General features: G+C 37.0%; 21 protein-coding genes and 1 pseudogene. 21 read left to right on the top strand and 1 reads right to left on the bottom strand.

The genetic code is table 11. From position 1 onward, the window contains the following. Positions 1-454: 454 nt before the first annotated feature. From ecsA to EUC40_RS20465, 21 genes and pseudogenes are all read left to right on the top strand, one after another. Positions 455-1198: an ABC transporter ATP-binding protein EcsA gene (ecsA, locus tag EUC40_RS20560; RefSeq protein WP_001292594.1), complete on the top strand. Its 744-nt coding sequence runs from the start codon at positions 455-457 to the stop codon at positions 1196-1198. Continuing rightward, positions 1191-2402, top strand: a complete 1212-nt coding sequence (gene ecsB / locus EUC40_RS20555; RefSeq protein WP_156576419.1) for an ABC transporter permease EcsB — start codon at positions 1191-1193, stop codon at positions 2400-2402. The genes ecsA and ecsB overlap by 8 nt, the downstream gene beginning before the upstream one ends. 13 nt (positions 2403-2415) lie before the next feature. Next, the gene (gene ecsC, locus EUC40_RS20550; protein WP_071711165.1) at positions 2416-3123 is read left to right on the top strand and encodes an ecs operon protein EcsC; all 708 of its coding nucleotides are present in this window, start codon (positions 2416-2418) and stop codon (positions 3121-3123) included. Between the two features lie 189 nt (positions 3124-3312). Continuing rightward, positions 3313-4038: a (Fe-S)-binding protein gene (locus tag EUC40_RS20545; RefSeq protein WP_000868616.1), complete on the top strand. Its 726-nt coding sequence runs from the start codon at positions 3313-3315 to the stop codon at positions 4036-4038. A gap of 15 nt (positions 4039-4053) precedes the next feature. Then, positions 4054-5484, top strand: coding sequence for a LutB/LldF family L-lactate oxidation iron-sulfur protein (locus EUC40_RS20540; RefSeq protein ID WP_156576418.1), 1431 nt, complete (start codon positions 4054-4056; stop codon positions 5482-5484). After that, positions 5465-6166 (top strand): LutC/YkgG family protein, encoded by a 702-nt coding sequence (locus tag EUC40_RS20535; protein ID WP_156576417.1) that lies wholly within the window; start codon positions 5465-5467, stop codon positions 6164-6166. Before EUC40_RS20540 ends, EUC40_RS20535 begins: the two co-directional genes overlap by 20 nt. A gap of 240 nt (positions 6167-6406) precedes the next feature. Beyond that, positions 6407-6988, top strand: a complete 582-nt coding sequence (locus tag EUC40_RS20530; RefSeq protein WP_156576416.1) for a TetR/AcrR family transcriptional regulator — start codon at positions 6407-6409, stop codon at positions 6986-6988. Positions 6989-6990: 2 nt separating this feature from the next. Continuing rightward, a complete protein-coding gene (locus tag EUC40_RS27060; protein WP_061676567.1) occupies positions 6991-7164 on the top strand; it encodes a hypothetical protein in 174 nt (57 codons plus the stop codon). Between the two features lie 79 nt (positions 7165-7243). Beyond that, positions 7244-7720, top strand: a complete 477-nt coding sequence (locus EUC40_RS20525; protein ID WP_071711159.1) for a PH domain-containing protein — start codon at positions 7244-7246, stop codon at positions 7718-7720. Continuing rightward, positions 7713-9164: a PH domain-containing protein gene (locus EUC40_RS20520; protein ID WP_156576415.1), complete on the top strand. Its 1452-nt coding sequence runs from the start codon at positions 7713-7715 to the stop codon at positions 9162-9164. The genes EUC40_RS20525 and EUC40_RS20520 overlap by 8 nt, the downstream gene beginning before the upstream one ends. Before the next feature lie 228 nt (positions 9165-9392). Beyond that, positions 9393-10046, top strand: a complete 654-nt coding sequence (locus EUC40_RS20515) for a DUF975 family protein (RefSeq protein WP_156576414.1) — start codon at positions 9393-9395, stop codon at positions 10044-10046. Positions 10047-10168: 122 nt separating this feature from the next. After that, entirely contained in the window at positions 10169-10435 is a 267-nt protein-coding gene (locus EUC40_RS20510; RefSeq protein WP_156576413.1) for a CPCC family cysteine-rich protein, read from the top strand. Positions 10436-10708: 273 nt separating this feature from the next. Continuing rightward, positions 10709-12301 (top strand): S-layer homology domain-containing protein, encoded by a 1593-nt coding sequence (locus tag EUC40_RS20505; RefSeq protein ID WP_156576412.1) that lies wholly within the window; start codon positions 10709-10711, stop codon positions 12299-12301. Positions 12302-12437: 136 nt separating this feature from the next. Continuing rightward, complete coding sequence (locus EUC40_RS20500; RefSeq protein WP_156576411.1) at positions 12438-12656, top strand: hypothetical protein; 219 nt, start codon at positions 12438-12440, stop codon at positions 12654-12656. Between the two features lie 16 nt (positions 12657-12672). Next, positions 12673-13914, top strand: a complete 1242-nt coding sequence (locus tag EUC40_RS20495; RefSeq protein WP_156576410.1) for an efflux RND transporter periplasmic adaptor subunit — start codon at positions 12673-12675, stop codon at positions 13912-13914. A 4-nt stretch (positions 13915-13918) separates the two neighbouring features. Further along, on the top strand, positions 13919-14641 hold the full coding sequence (locus EUC40_RS20490; RefSeq protein WP_156576409.1) for an ABC transporter ATP-binding protein: 723 nt from the start codon (positions 13919-13921) through the stop codon (positions 14639-14641). Further along, entirely contained in the window at positions 14607-15761 is a 1155-nt protein-coding gene (locus EUC40_RS20485) for an ABC transporter permease (RefSeq protein WP_425278195.1), read from the top strand. Before EUC40_RS20490 ends, EUC40_RS20485 begins: the two co-directional genes overlap by 35 nt. Before the next feature lie 610 nt (positions 15762-16371). Continuing rightward, a pseudogene (locus EUC40_RS20480) lies at positions 16372-17368 on the top strand (hypothetical protein). 248 nt (positions 17369-17616) lie between these two features. After that, complete coding sequence (locus EUC40_RS20475; RefSeq protein ID WP_156576408.1) at positions 17617-17913, top strand: protoporphyrinogen oxidase; 297 nt, start codon at positions 17617-17619, stop codon at positions 17911-17913. Between the two features lie 74 nt (positions 17914-17987). Then, positions 17988-18464: a PH domain-containing protein gene (locus EUC40_RS20470; RefSeq protein ID WP_071711151.1), complete on the top strand. Its 477-nt coding sequence runs from the start codon at positions 17988-17990 to the stop codon at positions 18462-18464. Then, positions 18457-19875 carry a PH domain-containing protein gene (locus tag EUC40_RS20465; RefSeq protein ID WP_156576407.1) on the top strand — a complete coding sequence of 473 codons (1419 nt, stop codon included), beginning with the start codon at positions 18457-18459 and terminating at the stop codon, positions 19873-19875. Before EUC40_RS20470 ends, EUC40_RS20465 begins: the two co-directional genes overlap by 8 nt. A gap of 99 nt (positions 19876-19974) precedes the next feature. Here the strand turns inward: EUC40_RS20465 and hmoB are convergent, their stop codons facing one another. Beyond that, positions 19975-20472: a heme-degrading monooxygenase HmoB gene (gene hmoB, locus EUC40_RS20460; protein ID WP_071711149.1), complete on the bottom strand. Its 498-nt coding sequence runs from the start codon at positions 20470-20472 to the stop codon at positions 19975-19977. Between the last annotated feature and the right edge of the window lie 29 nt (positions 20473-20501).

Below are 20501 nucleotides of genomic sequence, written 5' to 3'. Positions count from 1 at the left end.
ATTGAAAAAGCATTATCGTAATTTACGTTTCGCAGACACCCCATTTAATTTAAGAAATGCACGGTAAATCGGCTAAAGTTTCTGCCGTAGACACCCCATTTTCAAGTGAAATGAATTGCAATCTTTTATAAAAGGAAATTGTTTATTTTTTAAAACAGTATATGCTCTTTCGGAGACACCCCGTTTCTAAAATGAAACAAATAATCTGGTTATGTGTAAATTTCTTTGTCCAACATGGACACCCCTTTTCATGATGACTTCACTATGTTGTTATACTCATCAATTGGTGGTTGCTTTTTCAATGTGTTCCTTCTTCCTTAATTATGATGTCCGCTTTCGTAAAAATATATGCGAAGAAATTTAAATTTTTTTTAAGACATCGATACTATGTAGTACAGTGCCATTTTTGGTAAGATGAATATAGAACGAATATAAATGAAGAAAGTGGTGTCGTATGAGCGAGTTATTGCGTGTAGAAAATGTTACAGGAGGATATACGAAACGACCTGTACTAAAAGATGTTTCGTTCTCTGTTAATAAAGGCGAACTTGTCGGCTTAATCGGTTTAAATGGAGCTGGTAAAAGTACGACGATTAAACATATTATCGGTTTAATGGAACCGAAAAAAGGAACTGTCGCAATTAATGGGAAAACAATTCGTGATGATATGACAGCGTACCGTTCTAGTTTCTCCTTCATTCCGGAAACACCGGTATTATATGATGAATTAACGTTAGAAGAGCATTTGAAGTTAACAGCGATGGCGTACGGTGTTGATGAAAAGCAATATGAAGAACGTGTAGGGCAACTATTGCAAGAGTTTCGTATGAAAAATCGTTTAAAATGGTTTCCATCTCATTTCTCAAAAGGGATGAAACAAAAAGTAATGATTATGAGTGCGTTTTTAGTGGAGCCATCTCTTTACATCGTAGACGAACCGTTCGTTGGGCTTGATCCGTTAGCGATCCAATCGCTTCTTCAAATGATGGATCAAATGAAAAAGAGCGGCGCAGGTATTTTAATGAGTACACATATTTTAGCGACGGCAGAGCGTTATTGTGATTCGTTCATTATTCTGCATCAAGGTGAAGTAAGAGCGAAGGGAACATTATCTGAACTGCAATCTGACTTTAATATGCCTGGTGCAACATTAGATGATATTTACATTGCATTAACGAAGGAAGAAGATTATGAATAGCACAGCATTATGGAAAGAACGATTTCGTCACTTTCTAAAAGAAGTTCGTACATATAGTAAATACGTATTTAATGATCATTTGAAATTTATTTTTGTTTTCATCATCGGTGCAGGAGCGTATTATTACCAGCAATGGTTACAAACGTTAACACCTTCGTTCCCAACTGCACTCGTGATGGCAGTATTAATTGGACTCGTTTTAACGGCTGGATCGATTCAAACGTTATTGAAAGAAGCAGACCTCGTTTACTTACTGCCAGTTGAAGAAAAGTTAAAACCTTACTTCACAAAGGCATTTCTCTTTACGTTTATGATTCAGTTATACATAATCGCAATTGTAGCGGCAGCGCTTGCGCCGTTATATTTCCAGCAAATGAAACAAACAGGTGCTGGCTACATATGGCTCGTACTTGCGTTTGTCATTGTAAAAGCGTGGAATTTATTCGTAGCGTGGGAAAAATCATTTTTAACAGATCAAAATGTGCAAAGGGCCGATTGGTTCATTCGTTTCATTTTAAACGGCTTATTTGTTTATTTCCTTGTAGAACGTACTTCCGTTATGTTTATTGGTGGAATCGTCCTGCTTATGGTGTTATACCTTGTGATCCTGCATCAAATGGTGAAGGGAAAGCCGCTGAACTGGGAGTATTTAATTTCTGAAGAAGGTAAGAAGATGATGCTGCTGTACCGCATTGCGAATATGTTCATTGATGTACCAGCATTAAAAGAACGAGTATCCCGTAGAAAATGGCTTGATTTCATTCTTTCGATAATCGGCGAAAAGCGTACATATTTATACTTATATACGAGAACGTTTTTACGCTCGGGCAACTATTTTGGTTTATATGTGCGTTTGCTCGCTCTTGGCGGAGTTATTCTGTACTTCATTCCGTTTTTATATGGGCGATTTATCGTAAGCCTAATCTTCCTATACTTAATCGGTTATCAGCTATTAACTTTATGGAAACATCACCGCATGAAAGTTTGGCTTGATTTGTATCCAGTAAGGGGAGAAGAGAAGAAGAAAGATTTTCTTACTTTATTAAATGCAATCCTCATTACTGGTAGCATTATCTTTACAATTGTATTTCTACTAGCGACGAAAGATTTCATGATGACGGGAATTTTACTAATCGTAAGCATAGTATTTAGTATCGGTTTCGTTTATCAATACGGTGCAAAACGCATCGAGCGCTTAAATTGAAAGGAATGAACCTATGATTACATATGAAGAAAAGGTTATAAAAGAATTGGAGCAGTGGAAAGCTACATTCATGAAAGATTCTTCTATGATGACACGGTTCTCTAAAAAAGTGCAGGTGAAAGTGCAACAACTAGTGCCCGCGAAAGTGCAAAAGGTACTAACAGAAACGATTCGGATGATGGTGCAAACAATTAGTGCTGGATCAAACTTCATAAAACCGAAGCTAAAAGAAACGAACTGGTCACTGCAAAGACGTGACGATGAAGTCCGTAAAAAAATAGATGAATACAAAAAAATAGCTGCAGCAGAAGGAGCTGGGACGGGCGCTGGTGGTATTCTTCTCGGCCTTGCTGACTTTCCGCTTTTACTTACGATTAAAATTAAATTTTTATTCGATGCTGCAACATTGTATGGATTTGATACGAGTAACAAAGAAGAACGACTTTTTATCCTTCACGTTTTCCAGCTTGCCTTTTCAAGTGATGATCACCGAAAAGAAATATGGAAAGTGATTGAAACGTGGGATACAGAAGAGGAAAATCATATGGACTGGGAAAAGTTCCAAACAGAGTACCGAGACTATATCGATTTAGCGAAGATGCTTCAGCTCGTCCCAGTAATCGGTGCCCCGGTCGGTGCGTATGCGAACTATCAGTTATTGCAACGACTTGGAGAAGTGACGATGAATTGCTATCGAATGCGATTGCTGAATAGAAATTAATTTGCTGTATAAAAAAGAAGGCATCCTAAATTACACATTTAGGATGCCTTCTTTTATTTTATTCCGCTATTTGTGAGCCGTAAAATCGCGCTGATTAAAGTTTTAATTTATTACCAATAATATACAAATAAAGTGGATGTGATTAGAAAGTTACTTGAGCTTACTTTACTGTATTTAGGGGTGCAAAATATGAAAGTATCAATATTTATCACGTGTGTGGCAGATGTTTTTTATCCAGAAGTCGGAAGAGATGTCGTCGAAATTCTTGAGGATTTAGGGTGTGAAGTTGATTTTCCAAAAACGCAAACTTGTTGCGGACAACCTGCTTATAATAGCGGGTATGTGAAAGAAACAAAAACAGCTGCAAAACATATGATTGAAGCCTTTGCTAGTTCAGAATATGTTGTAGCACCGTCGGGGTCTTGCGCGATGATGGTTCACGAGTTTTCTAGTTTATTTTCTGAAAGTGAAGCAGACTGGCAGAAAAAAGCTACTGAACTTGCTGATAAAACATACGAATTCACACAATTTCTCGTTGAAGTATTAGGGAAAGAAGATTTAGGTGCGGAGCTTCATAAAAAAGCAACGGTGCATACGTCTTGTCATATGAGCCGATTAATGGGGATTAAAGAACCACCGCAAAAATTATTAAAATGTGTAAAGGGACTGGAAGTGGTTTCACTGCCGCATAATTATGATTGCTGCGGATTTGGAGGGACATTCTCAGTAAAGATGCCAGAAATCTCTGAAGAAATGGTTGAGGAAAAAGTAAAACATATTATGGAAACCGGTGCGGAAGTGTTAATTGGAATGGATTGTAGCTGCTTAATGAATATAAAAGGACGTTTAACACGTAATGGTTATCCAATTGATGTAAAACATATTGCTCAAGTATTAAATGAAGATCGAAAATAAGAGGGGGATATAGAGATGGGAATGAAAATTGGGAATGATCCCTTTCATAAGCGTACGAAAACAGGCATTGGCGATCCATTTATGCGGCAAGCTGTTCGGAAAGCGCAAGATGGTCTTAGAGGTAAGAAGTTAAAAGCTACTGAGAGTCTTGGAAACTGGGAAGAATGGCGAGCTTTAGGAGAAGAAATTCGAAAGCATACATTAGAAAACCTAGACTATTATTTATATCAATTGAGTGAAAATATTGAGAAAAACGGTGGTTCTGTTTATTTTGCAAAGACTGCAGAAGATGCAAGGGAATATGTAAAAGAGATTGTAAAAAAGAAAAATGCAAAAAAAATCGTGAAATCAAAATCGATGGTAACGGAAGAGATTAGTTTAAATGAAGCAATTGAAGAAGCGGGAGCGGAAGTGTTAGAAACAGATCTTGCTGAATTTATTCTACAAGTAAACGATCACGATCCGCCGTCACATATTGTTGTTCCGTGCCTTCATAAAGATAAAGAACACATTTGTGAAATATTTAAAACAAAGTTAAATTACACGGGAACATCTGACCCTACGGAAATGGCGAGGTTTGTACGAGCGTATTTGCGTGATGATTTTTTTGCAGCGGATATAGGGGTGACGGGATGTAACTTTGCTGTTGCAGAGTCTGGATCCATTTCTATCGTAGCAAACGAAGGAAATGCAAGACTTACGACGACACTTCCGAAAACGTTAATTACAGTGATGGGGATGGAACGTATTGTTCCGACATGGGAAGAGCTTGATGTGTTAGTAACACTTCTATGCCGAAGTTCTGTAGGACAAAAATTAACAAGTTATATTACAGGGTTAACTGAGCCAGGCGGGACAGATGGACCGGAGGAATTTCATTTAGTCATTGTTGATAATGGCCGTTCTGATATTGTAGGAACAGAATTCCAAAGTGTCCTTCAGTGTATTCGTTGCGCCGCATGTATTAACGTGTGTCCTGTATACCGGCATATTGGTGGACATGCATACGGCTCTATTTATCCAGGGCCAATTGGAGCTGTGTTGACACCGCTTTTAGGGGGATATGATGAATATAAGGATTTACCTTATGCGTCTAGCCTTTGTGGTGCTTGTACAGAAGCGTGCCCAGTGAAAATCCCGTTACACGACTTATTAATTAAACATCGGAGCCGCATTGTACAAGAAAAATACTCACCTGTAGCTTGGAACGTTGCTATGAAAGGTTTTGAAAAAGCGGTGAGGAGTCCTAAATTATTTTCTTTTGCTGCGAAGAGCGCTCCGTATGCATTAAAACCTCTTGCAAAAGGCGATAAAATCGAGCGCGGCATTGGGCCGTTAAAAGCATGGACGGAAGCGAGAGATTTTCCAGTTCCGAAAAAACAACCGTTCCGAGAGTGGTTTGAAAAACGCGTAAAGGAGAACGATGATGGCCATCCAAAATCGTGAGGAATTTTTGCTCCAATTATCAGAAAAGCTTGGTAGGAAACGTCCAGAAGCAGTGAAAAAACCGAAATGGTCTGTTTCCCCGCAGTGGAATGTGTTTGAAGGACTTTCGCAAGATGAACTTGTCTTACAGTTAATGGAACACTGCGAAGTGATTCATACAGAAGTAAAGCGAACAACAAAGGAAAAGCTTGTTGAAACATTGGGGTCATTTATACAAGAATGGAATATCAAATCTGCGATGTGTGCGAATGATGAGCGTTTTAATGAATATGGTCTTACTCCATTTTTCAAAAATGAAGGCACAACACAATTTCGCACATGGGGATTAAATCATAAAGAAGAGGACGTAGCATTTGCGAAAGCTGCTGACCTTGGTATTACGTTCAGTGATATGACTTTGGCAGAATCAGGAACCGTTGTACTATTTAATGACGGGTTAAAAGGAAGACATGTGAGTCTTCTTCCAGAGTCATATATTGCAATCGTTCCTAAAAGTACGATCGTACCAAGATTAACCCAAGCTACAAAACTGATTCATGACCAAAATACATCAGGAGAAAACCTGCCAGCTTGTGTGAATTTCGTTTCTGGTCCGTCAAATAGCGCTGATATTGAAATGAACCTTGTCGTAGGTGTACACGGGCCAATTAGAACAGCTTATATTATTGTGGATGATCAATAATGAAACAAATATGATGTATAAGAATGCTGAAAATAGAAAGCACTAGCTATTACACATAACTAGTGCTTTCTATTTTGTGTGCCCATAAAAGTCCGATTGGTGAGGGCTGATAATCAGTGGGGAATGAAGAAAACCCCCACTGATTAAAGTTTCACTTTATCAAGAAGTTCCTTGCAAATCATTCCGTTTCATTTTACAATTTACTTACCGACCGGTAAGTAAAAATAAGTGAGGTACAGTATGACAAAGAATTTACAAACATCGCACAACATTGTAGAAGCTTCATTTAAACTTATGGCAGAACACGGCATTGAGAAGATGAGCCTTTCCATGATTGCGAAAGAGGTAGGTATTTCAAAACCGGCTATTTATTATCATTTTCCTTCTAAAGAAGCGTTAGTGGATTTTTTATTTGAAGAGGTTTTTTCTGGTTATCATTTCGCCAGTTATTTCGATAAAGAACGATATACGAAAGAAAACTTTGCAGAACAGTTAATCGAAGATGGTTTACAAATGTTGTCTGAGTATAAAGGCCAAGAAGGTATATTACGCGTTATAAATGAATTTATCGTAAGTGCGACGCGAAATGAAAAGTATCAGAAACGTTTATTTGAAATACAAGAGGAGTTTTTAAATGGATTCCACGATTTATTGAAGAAAGGTGTGGAACTTGATGTTGTGTCACAAGATGCAACAGAAGAAAATGCTCATACGTTAGCGCTCGTTATTGATAACATGAGTAATTACATATTAATAGGCTTCGATTTAAAGTATAAAGAAATTTGGATTCAAAATGTGAAAAACGTAATGAAGGAGGAATAAAGGTGAAAATGCAAAAAAACTGGTGGCTCGGTTTTCTTGGATTCATTGGGATTTATAAAATACCAGGTATGATTGAAGCTTTTCAAGCGGATGGAAGTTGGATGAAGTTAATAGGGTTTATTTGGCTACTTTGGTTCGGCTATTTTATTCCAGAGAAGAAAGATAAAGAAGAATAAATACTAATTTTCTGTAAAGTTATGTAAAATATAATTTGGGAGTATTCATATATTAGATTACTAGATTTGGAGTGGTTACATGGATCCATTGAAAAATGAAATTCACCCTGACATGATCAAGGTGTGGAAAGTTCGTGCTGTAATTGAAGAAGGGATCGGTATTCTTGTCATTTTAGCTTACCTTTTCCTCATGATAAAGTTTGATTGGTGGGCGTGGATTTTGTATGTGATGATTGGGCTAACAGTTGTGTTCGCACCATTTTCATACTTCCTATTCCCGAAACTACGTCAGCGCTATTATAGCTATCAACTAAACGAAGAAGAACTTGAAATTCAGCACGGTCTTTTCGTCGTAAAGCGCGTATTAGTACCGATGATTCGTGTGCAGCACGTTACGATTGAACAAGGGCCAATTATGAGAAAATATGGTTTAGCAGAATTACATATTTCAACAGCAGCAACTTCTCATAGTATCCCAGGTTTAACGATGTATGAAGCAGAAATGTTAAAAACGAAAATCGCAGAATTAGCGAAAGTGAGTGATGAGGATGTATAAGAGGCAGCATCCGATCACGATGTTATTAGAATTAAAAATAACAGACTTTATACCACTCATTATTTTCATGTTTAGCTTAAACGGAAAATTCCCGTTTTGGTATTTAATTCCCGCTGGATTTGGTTTACTTACCATCTTTTCAGCGTTTGAAAAATGGTATTACACAACATATTGGGTTGAAAATAACGTATTACATGTGAAACAAGGACTCTTCGTGAAGAAGGAGAGCTACTTAAATAAAGAGCGTGTCCAAACAATTAATACAAGTTCTAACGTTCTATATCAAATGCTCGGTTTAAAGAAAATTCAAATCGAAACAGCTGGCGGAGGCGATGATGCAGAAGTTAGTTTAGCTGGTATTACAGTAGAAGAGGCAACTGAGCTTATTACTTTGTTAAATGAGCCAACTCCAGAAGTGAAAGCAGAAGGAACGTTAGACGAAGAAGCAGAACATGCAGTAGACAAAGAAATTGTTACAGAGGAAAAACAATCGACAGAATACAAGTTAACTTGGAAAGAGATTTTATTAGCTTCTGTTACATCTGGTCAGTTTGGACTATTATTCTCATTAATCTTTTTCGTATATCATCAAGTAGATGAGTACATTCCGAAATGGATAGAGAATGGCGTAAAGTCGTATGTAATGGACCACGATATATATGGCTTGATTTTCATGATAGCCATTTTGATCGTCCTTTCATGGATTATATCGACAATCGGTTATGCGTTAAAACATGGGGATTTCACAGTGAATCGAAGAAATGATGAAGTCCGCATTTCACAAGGATTACTTGAGAAAAAAGAACTCGTCCTAAAATTGCACCGTATTCAAGGTATTACGATAAAAGAAAGTATTTTACGTCAGCCATTCGGTTATTGCGCTGTGCAAGTAGAAGTCATTCAAAGTAAAGGACTGGGAGACGAAAAAGAAAAAGTTACACTGCATCCTATCATTCGAAAAGATCGTGTACAACAGTTACTCGCACATTTACAATTACCATACGAACTGAATACAAACATTATTTCATTACCAAAATCAGCATTGCGTCGTTACTTAATTGATAGTTTTATATTCTTCGCAATGCTAGCAATCCCGCTTATTGGAATAAGTATATACTCTGAAAAGCACTTCATCATGTGGGCATTAATTCCACTTGCGATCCTCATCTTTATACTGGGATACGCAACATTTAAAACAAATGGTTACGGTGTAAACGGAGAGCAAATTACGCTTGTATATCGCAGTCTCGGAAAATATACAGGGCTTGTTAGAAGAAGACACGTCCAATCAATGGAAAAGACACAATCATATTTCCAGCGCCGCGCGGATTTATGTACGTATAAGTTCTCTAATGCATCATCGAATTATAAAATAGAGCATACGAGAGTAGAAGATGCGGAGAGAATGCAGGATTGGTATAAGAAGAGAATAAGTGAGAATTAATTTGAAAAGGCTTGCCTATTATGAAAGGTAAGCCTTTTTTGTTATAGAGAAATGAGTGGTTTACATTTGGACTAGTTTTTTCTTGGTTTCATTTATGTGTGAATACAAATACAGCGCGCATGTATCAATACGTATTAAAAAGGTAGTGGGCTTCTATTTCAGGTAATTTTGTGGAGTTTTTGATATAAATGGTATAATAATATAGAACTATTTTTTAGGAGGTTATATATGATAAGTCAATTGAAAAGAGAAGCACTGGATGCATTAAAGGGAAAATGGGGATTAGCGGTAGGGGCGACCTTATTACTTGGAATCCTCATTGGAGCTGCTAATATGCTATTCACAGGTATTTTCTCGATATTTTGGGGTTGGGAAGAAGCAAGGGAGTCGCTTACAGTAAGTATTATTGCAATGCTTATTATCGGTCCATTAACAGTAGGTGCTTATTACCTTGTTTTACATGTAATCCGTAGGGATAATGCTAGTATTGGTCATTTATTTAGATGGTTTAGCGACGGAAGTAAATTTATGAAGGCATTTTTAACATATTTACTAATGTATGTATACTTGATTCTATGGACATTACTTCTTATTATTCCGGGAATTATTAAATCATTTTCTTATGCTATGACGTACTTTATTTTGAATGATCACCCAGAATACACAGCGAATCAAGCAATTACTGAAAGTCGCCGTATGATGAATGGACATAAAATGGATTACTTCTTACTATGCTTAAGCTTCATTGGCTGGTTCATTTTAAGTATTCTTACTATAGGAATCGGTTTCTTATGGTTAGCGCCTTATTTCTACTCGACATCGGCAGCGTTTTATGAAGAAATTTCAAAAGAATATTATAAAAAAGAAGGTACTACTTTCTAATAAAACATGTAAACCATCTGTTTCCTATATTTTTTAGGGGATAGGTGGTTTCTTTTTGAGGACTTTACCTAATAAATAGCTATAATTATGTTGAGTAAAAATAAAAGGAGTAAAGTAATGAAATGAAATATACTTGTCCATGCTGCGGATATGAAACATTAGAAGAAGAACCACCAGGTACATATGAAATTTGCAGTATATGTTATTGGGAAGATGATGAGGTACAGTTTAACGATCCTGACTTCGAAGGCGGGGCAAATGAAGCTTCGTTAAGACAAGCGCAGAAAAATTTCATTGCATTTGGTGCTTGCCAGGAATGTTGTGTTGGATCAGTTAGAAAACCGACTAGCGAAGATGTAAAGGATGCGAGTTGGAAGCATATTTGTTAAGTAAAATGTTATTCCTCAGTTCAACAGGAGGAATAACATTTTTTTATATTGAGTAAAGAATTAGCTTCGTCTCACAAAATAAAAACTAAAGCTAATAAAGGAAAAGGAAGGTGGATTTTAAAAGGGAGTCCAAACCAACTATTGGAATATATAGGATTAAAGGGTATAATTAACATTTGTCAGTTTGTAACGACGATAGTTTTTGTGAAATTAATCACAAAAAATCGGGTACTACGATTTAGTTTAGTGAAAAAGAGGGGAATGGATATAAATATGAAGTTTATAAAAATAGTAACGATAGGTATGATTGCGGTAGGATCTCTTTCTATTTCTTCAAGTTCTTTAGCTGAAATGGAAAATGTAACTAAGAATGAAGCACAAGCAGCTCCAAGTAGTTTCCCGGATGTCCCTGGTTGGGTAAAGCCATCAGTAGACTATCTTATAAATAAAAATGTATTGTCAGGCATGCCTGATGGCACGTTTTCACCAAATTTAGAGATAGATAGAGGGGCAGCCGCAACAATGATGGCCAAAATATTGAATCTTCCTGTCGATCAATCGGCAAAGCCTTCTTTTCATGACTCACAAAAGCATTGGGCGGCTCCGTACATTGCAGCTATAGAAAAAGTGGGTGTTATAAAAGGAGAAGGGGCTGGGAAGTTTAACCCTACTGGAAAGCTAACGAGAGGTGCAATGGCTGCTATGTTAGTCAATGCATACAAATTACAAGAGAAAGTGACAGAGAATCCTCCAACAGTATTTAAAGATTTAAAAGAACATTGGAGCGAGAAACATGTAAACATCTTGGTTGAGTTAGGTATTTCAAGTGGGTATGGTGATGACAATTGGAAGCCTGATCAAACGATTACTCGTGCGGAAGCGGTAAGTTTAATTGCACAAACAGATACTTCAAAAGACAAAGAGTTCAAACGTAAACAAATTCATATGCAAAAACCTTTCTTCGCTTATCATGGTGCATCGTTATCTTCAGGTATTGCTTTTGAATCTGCACCACAAGATGTAAAAGTGTATGAAGAAAGAGAAGATGGGTGGGTGAAAATCCATACGTATCAAGGATTCAAATGGATTTTACTAAACGAAAAAAAGGTTCATATTAATAGAGACTTTTTCACTTATGATTATCCAGCGGACGGAGCGAATGTACTTGTAAAGTATGCAGCGCAAACTGTGACAGTAGTTGAAGAAAGAGGTACGTGGTTGCGTATAAGAACGGGTGCAGGTCTACAATGGATGAATACGAATGAATCCAGAACAGTAATTGATAACTTAAAAACGATCCAAAATAATCAACAGGTTATTTTAGTTACAACAAACGGGTATAATACGAATCAAGCTCAAGTTCGTACATTTGAAAATTCAAATGGGAAATGGAGAGAGCAAAAGAATATAAGAGGATATATCGGGAAAAAAGGTTTTGCAGTTGAGATGAGTGAAAGTGGAATGAGTTCGCCAAGAGGAAAATACACCATTGGTTCCGCTTTCGGTAGACAAGGGAATCCAGGTACGAAACTTCCCTTTATCAATCTAACACCAAATCATGTCTGGGTAGATGATTCTACATCCCCATACTATAATACGCTGCAAGAAAAGCCTGTAAGAGGTAGATGGAAATCAGCTGAAAATATGTATATCCCAGCGTATGATTATGGATTCGTAATTAATTATAATACGGAATCACGTACACCGTACAAAGGAAGCGCAATTTTCTTCCATGTTTCTACTTCATGGACAGAAGGGTGTACAGGTGTAGATAAACAAAATGTTATTGATATTTTAAGATGGATTGATCCAGGGAAAAATCCTGTTATTATTCAAACACCTGAAAATGAACTGATGAACTATTAATTTGATACTCTAAAAAAAGTCTACTTTAATTAGTAGACTTTTTTGTTGCAAAAAAACTTCCGTAATAGTTTTTAAGAAAAAGTTAAGGAACGAAAGTCACAATAGGCTTATCAAAAAAATAAGAGGTGGAACAAAAATGGAACAAACGAAACAAAAGTTAATACAAATTTTACTCATCGTAAACTTGGGGATCAGTACGTGTGCAGCTATCGGAGTAGGGTATGTAGCTTATAAACAAAGTAAAAGCCCGGATTTTTCAGAGATGGGATCAAGAGGACAAGGTAAGATGTTCCCGGGTAATGGTAATAGTCAATTCCAGCCGAATCAAGAACAATCAGGGCAAATTCAAGAATAGAAAGGAGAATAGAAATTTGAAAAAGTGGATTGTTATTTCAACTATTATTGTTGTAATAGGGGGAGTGGGCGCTTGGTTCTTTTTACATAAAACAGATAAAACACAAGGTGTTGTAGCCGCTTCTCAAACGACGACAGTACAACAAGGAAAACTGGAGGTAGCAGTTAGTGGTTCGGGCTCGGTTACAGCAAATACAGATCAAGATGTAACAGCGAAAGATACCATTCTTATTGTGGATACTATAAGTGTAGCGGCCGGAGATACAGTAAAAAAAGGTGACACACTTGTAACGTTTAAAAATGGTGCTGTCGTTACGGCTCCATATGACGGAGACATTCAATCAGTTAGTGTGAAAAAAGGCGGTAAAGCGTCACAAGGTACAATTCTTCTCCGTATGAAAGATGCAGATGGATATACATCACCTATAACGAGAGGGAACAGTAGTGCAAATACAGATAAAGCAAGTGGCGGGAGTGGTTTGACAGCCGATAGTGTCAGTGTAAAGGAAGGTGATGCTGTAGAGGCAGGTGCAACACTTGTAACCTTTACAGATGGAAGCATTTTGCAAGCTCCAGTAACGGGGACAATTACAAGTCTTTCTGTTGCAAGCGGTGATTCTGTACAAGCTGCAGATCCAATTGCACACATAACAAATTACAGTGCACTTCAAACAACCATTAGTGTTGATGAATTAGATGTACCGAAAGTAAAAGAGGGTCAAGCGGTAAAAATAACAGCAAGTGCATTCGGCGATGAAACATTCAGCGGAAAGGTAACAAGTGTAGCAGAAAAAGGAACAGCAGATAAAGGCGTTTCTACATTTGACGTAACTGTACAAATTGAAGATCCGAAAAATATGAAAATAGGTATGTCAACAGAAGCAAGTATCTCAATAGAAAGTAAAGAAGGCGCATTATACGTTCCGGTAGAAGCGGTGTATACAAACGGAAATGAAAAATATGTACTAATTCCTACATCTTCAGACGATGCGACGCAGTCAACAAAAAAAGTGACAGTAGAAACTGGCATTTCAAATGATACGCATGTAGAAATTACAAAAGGGTTAGCAAAAGGAGATACGGTGCAAATACCGAGAGTTCAATCTAAAGGCAATTCTTCTCAAGGACCTATGATGATGCCTGGCGGAAACTCTCAAGGCGGATTTGGTGGCGGCAATTTCCAAGGAAGACCTGGCGGTGAATTTGGAGGAAGATCTAATGGCGGAGCTCCAGCTGGCGGCGGACAAGGAGGGCGTTAATGTTATGGTGGAGCCAATTATTCAAATAAAGAACATGAAGAAAGTGTACGAACTTGGCGGTGAAACTGTAATGGCTCTAAAGAGTGTTTCCCTTGATATTCAAAAGGGCGATTTTATCTCTATCATAGGACCATCAGGCTCTGGAAAATCAACATTTATGAACATGATTGGATGTTTAGATCGACCGGATTCAGGTGAATATTTACTAGATAATGAAGAAATAGGGAAAATGAAAAGCTCTGATCTGGCAACGATTCGAAATGAAAAAATAGGTTTTATTTTTCAAAACTTCAACCTGATAGCGAAACTGACAGCAGCTGAGAATGTCGAACTTCCACTCATTTACCGAGGTATGAAAGCGGGAGAACGAAGAGAAACAGCATTAGAAGCATTACGAAAAGTAGGATTGGCAGATAGAGCGAATCATTTACCTTCTCAATTGTCGGGTGGGCAACAGCAACGTGTTGCCATAGCGCGTGCGTTGGCTGGACATCCTCCTATTTTACTAGCAGATGAACCGACTGGAGCACTGGATAGTAAAACGAGTAAAGAAATATTAGGAATTATGAATGCATTAAATGAGCAAGGGCATACGATTATTCTTATTACGCATGATTTAGAGGTTGCAAAGAAAGCAAGCCGCGTCGTCCGAATTCACGATGGACAGCTCTATGAGAATGGAGGTGAATGGTTTGCAAACATTCAAAATGGCACTGAAAAGCATTAGAGCAAATAAAATTAGAGCATTTTTAACGATGCTAGGGATTATTATCGGCGTATCCTCTGTTATAGTCATGGTTGCAATAGGGCAAGGGTCGACAAAAGAGGTACAAGATCAAATTGGCAACTTAGGTACAAACGTATTAACCGTATCGATTACGGATTCAGAGGCTACCTTTAAAGAAAAAGACGCAAAACAAATTCAAGATATCGATGGTATTAAAGATATTGCACCAACAGTATCAGGAAGAGTAACAGTGAAACATGAAAAAACGAATACACAAGTATCAATGATCGGAACAACTTCTTCTTACTTAGACGTCCGTGATTTAAAACTGCAATCAGGACGCTTCATTGCAGACTTAGATCAAGGGAATCATTCGAAAATTGCAGTACTTGGTGCAAGCACAGCACAAACATTATTCGGTTTAGGAGACCCGGTCGGTCAATCAGTAAAGGTGAACGGAACATCGTATAAAGTCGTTGGGGTTCTTGAATCGGTAGGAAGCTCACTAGGAACAAGCGGAGATAGTACGATTATTGTCCCTCTTAGCACCGGACAGCGTTTAGCTGCTACTACGAATGTTGGGACAACATATGTGAAGGTAGAAAATGAAGATATGATTAATTTCATATCGACCCGCATTGAAAGAACGATGAATTCAATCATAGGGGATACAGATAGTTATAGCGTATCAAGTCCGAAAGATTTAGTGGAAACTGCATCATCTGTCAATGACACGATGACATTCATGTTAGGCGGCAGTGCAGCAATCTCTCTTATTGTAGGCGGGATTGGCATTATGAACATTATGCTCGTATCAGTTTCAGAACGTACGAAAGAAATAGGGATTAGAAAAGCAATTGGAGCAAAACGCAAAAACATTCTGCTGCAATTCCTTATCGAAGCAGTCGTATTGAGTTCATTCGGTGGAATCATTGGAATTGGGATGGGAGTAATTAGTGCGCAAATATTTACGCTAGCAACAGGTACAACGATAGCGTACTCGATACCTGTTATGCTATTATCATTTGTTTTCTCTTTACTAGTTGGAGTGATATTCGGTGTATTCCCAGCGAATAAAGCGTCGAAGCTTGATCCAATTCAAGCATTACGATATGAATAGAACAAAAAAAGCGATTGTATCCTGCGATCGCTTTTTTCGTTTATATGCAAACATTGTAGATACGGAGAGTATGATACTAACAAATGTGTGATTGATTTATAGAATCTTTTATTTGTCAATTTGGTGGAATCCGCTACACGCTACTATACAAACTCGTATTTATACTAAAATCGGAACCGTATTTACACCTAAAAATGTAGATAGAGGAAAAATAATGTAAAAAAACTATTGTATGTTTAAAAACCTTATGTTACATTTGTGTTACAGAAAAGTTACAAACTGTGACTTATGTTACGGTTTGTTTTCTGTTGTTTTTCGGTATGTTACAAATTACGGTTCGTATTTTAATTAAAAATGATTTTTTATGTGTATAAAAGTGTGTGTAGTAAAGAGCCTGGTGAGAGCTTTACGCGCATTATTAAAATTCCTTTCTGTCTGAAAAGAAGAAGAAAACCAACTACCAACTATTTAGGAGTTTTACATAATGATAGCAAATGGAGTGTACTTCCTTTCCCGCACACAAAGTACATATTTCCTTTCAGTCTAATTGCTACACAGACTTTTATACATATGAAATTATTGTTTTAGGGGATATATAGGAGGAGAAAAAATGAAGAAATTATTAACAGTAATGGGACTTACAGTTTTAATGTTAGCTGGATGTAGTAATGGGAATTATGAAAAAGCAATGGATGAAGGAAATACCGCACTAACGAATAAAGAATATAAAACAGCCTTGTCATCATTTGAAAAAGCACTAGATGAGAAAAAAGATGATTCAGATGTAAAAGTGCTTGTAGAACAAACGAAAGCAATGATTGAAGCAGTGAAGTTAAAAGAAGAAACGAAGGTAGAAGAATCTGTTAAATCATTTGAAAAAGTAGAAAGCGTGAAGAATGGTAGCACTACGCTTGTAAAACAAGCAAAGGAAGAACGAACAGCGTTACTAGCTATTTTAGAAACAAAAAAGAAATATAGTGAACAACTGGTGAAAAGTGAAGAGTTAATCGGCAAGAAAAATTATTCAGAAGCGAAAGAGTTATTAACGAAGCTAGTTTCAGAAACAAAAGATAACAAGAGCCTTGAAGAATATAATAAAAAAGCCGCAGGATTAATCACAAAAATTGGTGAAGAAGAAAAAAAAATGCAAAGAATGAAACAGTAGCAACGAAAACAGAAAAAACGAATACAGCACCGGCTCAAAAGGTAGCGACAGAGAATAATAAAAAGGTAGAAGCAGACAAGACTCAAAAAGTAGCGACAGAAAATAATAAAAAGTAGAAGCAGATAAGACTCAAAACGTAACGGCAGAGAATAATAAAAAAGTAGAAGCAGATAAGACTCAAAACGTAACGACAGAAAATAATAAAAAGGTAGAGACAGGAAAAACTCAAGATGATTTTACTTTTGAGAAAGCTAAAGCATATATCAAAAATGAATATAAAGAAGAATATAATTACACGTTAGAAGATACGAAAGTAGAGAATGGAAAGAAATATTATCAAATTAGAGTGCGTACGACATATAAAATAGAAGGCGCAGCTGGATCAGGATTTACGGGCGTATTCAAAGTATTTGAAGACGGTACAATTATTGAAATGCACTAAATTGCTAAAAAGGTATCCTCAAAGTAGGTGAGGATACCTTTTTTTGCATAAAAAAAGCATCTAGCAAAAGTACTAGATGCAAATAAAAACACAAGGGAAGACAAAATTCTTCCCTTTTCCCGTATGTAATTATATCAAAAAATTTATAAAAAACTAGCTTTATTTTTTATATACTGGATGTGTGAAGCTAGGAAAGTATAAGATTACACTATTTTTGTAGTGTTTTGTTGAAAAAAGGAGTTGTATATATGATTAATTTCAAACCAGAAAATTTAAATCACTTATTAAAAATAATGCTCATAAGTGCGAATAAGTCTTATGATGCGATTAAAGATTATGAGTTTACGGGAGATGCGGTAGTATTCCGTGTAGACTTCGAATATATTGATGTTTCTCTTATGGTTATAGATATGTTAGGAAGGTCTGCTTCTAAATTTAACATTTTGCCATTTGCTAAACCAGATACGAATGAAATAGATTACATTCAGTTTCAAGTGTATGCGATTAATGAAGGGAATTTTAAAGAAGTGCTTGATACGATGTAGAAAACTATAAATTTACAAAAATGTATATACCGCCTAATATATAATTAGTAAATTCATATAATTGGAGTGATGAGATGCAGCCGTTAGAAAGGGAGATTCATGCTAATATGCTGAAAGTGTGGCGAATTCACGCTTTAATTGGGGCAGCAGTCATACTAGCAGTCGTAATTGCGTATTTCTTTTTTATGATCAATTTTAACTGGTGGGGCTGGTTGTTTGGATTGTTAGTAACCGGAGCTATTACATTTATCCCACTTGATTATTTCGTATTTCCAAATTTACGTCAGCGCTATTATAGTTACAGATTAAATGAAGAAGAGATTGAAATTCAAAAAGGAATGTTCGTTGTAAAACGCGTACTTATCCCGATGATTCGCGTGCAGCACGTTACAATCGAACAAGGACCGATTATGAGAAAGTATAATTTAGCAGAATTACATATTTCAACAGCAGCAACTTCTCATAGTATTCCAGGTTTAACGAAAGAAGAGGCAGAACAGCTGAAAAGACAAATTGGAGAACTTGCGAAAGTGAGTGATCAGGATGTATAAGAGGCAACATCCGATCACAATATTGTTAGGTATTCGAATTGCGGGCTTGTTACCTTTTATTTTGCTTGTCTTATTTCGATCAGATGGTGAAGTGAAACCTTGGTATTTCTTACATCTTGTTCTTTTGGCTGTATTATTTATTATGGCTATTTTCTCAGCTATAAAATGGTATTTTAAAGTGTACTGGGTCGAAAATAATATTGTACATATTAAACACGGTGTTTTTGTGAAGAAAGAAAGTTACTTAAATAAAGAGCGTGTGCAAAATATTAGTACATCTTCTAACATCATCTATCAGGTGCTTGGACTGACAAAGTTAAATATCGAAGTAGCGGGCGGCGGTAATGAGCCAGAAGTGATGTTAGCGGGTATTAGAGAAGATGAAGCGAAGGAACTCATTGCTTTATTACATAAAGAAAGAAGTGTTGTGACTGAAGAGACGCCTGCGGCAGAAGAAAGTCAGACGGTATATCAGTTAACAACGAAAGAAATTTTAGTTGCATCCGTTACATCTGGTAGATTCGGATTAGTATTTTCTGGACTACTTCTTATTTACACAGAGTTTAATCAATTTCTACCAGAATGGCTTATCAGTAAAGTGGAAGCGTATGTGATGGATAACGGTGTATATGAATTAATCGTTATGGCTGCGATTTTAATGGCGGTTTCGTGGGTCATTTCAACAGCCGGCTATGCGTTAAAATATGCGAACTTTAAAATTGAGCGAAACGGAAATGAAATTCGCATCGTGCAAGGGTTATTTGATAAGAAAGAGTTTGTTTTAAAATTACACCGCATTCAAGCGATTACTGTGAAAGAAGGAATTCTTCGGCAGCCATTTGGTTATTGCTCTGTCGAAGTAGAAGTCATTCAAAGTATAGAGGCGGCGGGAAATGAAGTAATGTTACATCCTTTTATGAAGAAAAAAGATGTACAGCAGTTACTTACGTATTTGCAGTTGCCATATGAAATGGAAGAGGAAATCGTCCATTTACCGAAGGCTGCATTGCGCCGTTATGTCATCATGGGCTGGATTACAAGTGCTGTGCTCGCTGTGCCGATTACCGGTGCAAGTATATATTTTAAACAACATATCGCATTGTTCACTCTGATACCACTATGTATCATATTTACGTTACTTGCATACGCTCGGTATACAAGTAGTGGTTATATGATACGAGACAATCAGCTAGTCACGGTATACCGAGGTCTTGCGAAATATACAGGGATTATGCGTAGAAGGCATGTTCAAGCAGTCGGATATAATCAATCGTATTTTCAAAAGAAAGACGAATTATGTACAGCTGCCGTATCAGTGGCGGGGCAAGGTTATGAAGTGAAGCATATGCGTAAAGAAGATGCACTTCGTATATATAATTGGTACAAAGAAAAAGGAAACACCAGTGTTTAATGGTGTTTCCTTTTTGTGTGTCGTCATTTGTCGATAAGTCGATATATTCAAAAAATCGCCGATATAAGTTCACATACCGCGGTCTCTGAACCCCTAAAATTAAACTAACACATCAAAAGTAGTCACGAACGACGGACGAGAGAAAATACTCTTTTGCTGTTCCGCATGTGGATGCGCTGGAGCTTGTCCTTCTGCTTGTGCAGGACGTTTTTTATGAGCATTTTCGAATGAACGTGATTCTGTCCAGTCTTTAAAGTTTTGCTCTGTTTCCCACATCGTTAAGATGACATATGTATCGTTACTTAATGGGCGTAGAACGCGGATTGCTTGGAATCCTGGTTCGTTTTCGATAAGGCCTGCGCGGTTTTTAAAACGGTTTTCAAATACTGGGCGACCTTCGTCTGTTACAGAAATGTTGTTACAAACGATATAGCCAGGTTGTCCGTTAAATTCGCCAACAGCGTCTAGTACGTCATATTGAAGTGATCCTTCTACAGATTCTTCAGTATTTTCTTTATAAAACATATTTTTCTCATCGTTTTTTGCAGTGAAATGTGATTGTTCTAGAGGTGTTTCGTATGAAATAATAGCCTTCATTGTAATGCCCCCTTAATAGTTTGTTTCTA

This window comes from Bacillus luti, from assembly GCF_009739945.1.
In the GTDB taxonomy this organism is placed as follows: Bacteria; Bacillota; Bacilli; order Bacillales; family Bacillaceae_G; genus Bacillus_A; species Bacillus_A luti.
This window is presented reverse-complemented; position numbering and strand designations above follow the sequence as displayed.

Bases quoted from the DNA above. Each gene is read 5' to 3' on its own strand.
- ecsA (WP_001292594.1), top strand. From the start codon at position 455: ATGAGCGAGTTATTGCGTGTAGAAAATGTTACAGGAGGATATACGAAA.
- ecsB (WP_156576419.1), top strand. From the start codon at position 1,191: ATGAATAGCACAGCATTATGGAAAGAACGATTTCGTCACTTTCTAAAA.
- ecsC (WP_071711165.1), top strand. From the start codon at position 2,416: ATGATTACATATGAAGAAAAGGTTATAAAAGAATTGGAGCAGTGGAAA.
- EUC40_RS20545 (WP_000868616.1), top strand. From the start codon at position 3,313: ATGAAAGTATCAATATTTATCACGTGTGTGGCAGATGTTTTTTATCCA.
- EUC40_RS20540 (WP_156576418.1), top strand. From the start codon at position 4,054: ATGGGAATGAAAATTGGGAATGATCCCTTTCATAAGCGTACGAAAACA.
- EUC40_RS20535 (WP_156576417.1), top strand. From the start codon at position 5,465: ATGGCCATCCAAAATCGTGAGGAATTTTTGCTCCAATTATCAGAAAAG.
- EUC40_RS20530 (WP_156576416.1), top strand. From the start codon at position 6,407: ATGACAAAGAATTTACAAACATCGCACAACATTGTAGAAGCTTCATTT.
- EUC40_RS20525 (WP_071711159.1), top strand. From the start codon at position 7,244: ATGGATCCATTGAAAAATGAAATTCACCCTGACATGATCAAGGTGTGG.
- EUC40_RS20520 (WP_156576415.1), top strand. From the start codon at position 7,713: ATGTATAAGAGGCAGCATCCGATCACGATGTTATTAGAATTAAAAATA.
- EUC40_RS20515 (WP_156576414.1), top strand. From the start codon at position 9,393: ATGATAAGTCAATTGAAAAGAGAAGCACTGGATGCATTAAAGGGAAAA.
- EUC40_RS20510 (WP_156576413.1), top strand. From the start codon at position 10,169: ATGAAATATACTTGTCCATGCTGCGGATATGAAACATTAGAAGAAGAA.
- EUC40_RS20505 (WP_156576412.1), top strand. From the start codon at position 10,709: ATGAAGTTTATAAAAATAGTAACGATAGGTATGATTGCGGTAGGATCT.
- EUC40_RS20500 (WP_156576411.1), top strand. From the start codon at position 12,438: ATGGAACAAACGAAACAAAAGTTAATACAAATTTTACTCATCGTAAAC.
- EUC40_RS20490 (WP_156576409.1), top strand. From the start codon at position 13,919: ATGGTGGAGCCAATTATTCAAATAAAGAACATGAAGAAAGTGTACGAA.
- EUC40_RS20475 (WP_156576408.1), top strand. From the start codon at position 17,617: ATGATTAATTTCAAACCAGAAAATTTAAATCACTTATTAAAAATAATG.
- EUC40_RS20470 (WP_071711151.1), top strand. From the start codon at position 17,988: ATGCAGCCGTTAGAAAGGGAGATTCATGCTAATATGCTGAAAGTGTGG.
- EUC40_RS20465 (WP_156576407.1), top strand. From the start codon at position 18,457: ATGTATAAGAGGCAACATCCGATCACAATATTGTTAGGTATTCGAATT.
- hmoB (WP_071711149.1), bottom strand. From the start codon at position 20,472: ATGAAGGCTATTATTTCATACGAAACACCTCTAGAACAATCACATTTC.